1 protein-coding gene is annotated in these 266 nt (G+C 56.4%); it reads left to right on the top strand.

All coding sequences use genetic code 11. The features are described from left to right. Positions 1-47: 47 nt before the first annotated feature. A partial coding sequence (locus AC5ZG1_RS44955) for a Ku protein (protein WP_496136645.1) occupies positions 48-266 on the top strand: 219 nt, incomplete at its 3' end.

Below are 266 nucleotides of genomic sequence, written 5' to 3'. Positions count from 1 at the left end.
GATCGTCTTGAATCCAACCGCCTTGGAAAACCGGAGTTCTGCGTAAAATGGCTCCCCGCGCCAACTGGAAAGGCTTCCTGCGTCTATCCCTCGTAACCTGTCCGGTCGCGCTGTACCCAGCCACATCGGAGAGCGAGAAGATCTCCTTCAATCAGCTCAATCGAAAGACCGGGCACCGCATCAGGTACCTGAAAGTCGACGCCGATACTGGCGAGGAGGTCGCTAACGAGGACATCGTCAAGGGCTACATGCTCGACAAGGAAACC

This window comes from Bradyrhizobium sp. Leo78 (assembly GCF_059512425.1).
This window is presented reverse-complemented; position numbering and strand designations above follow the sequence as displayed.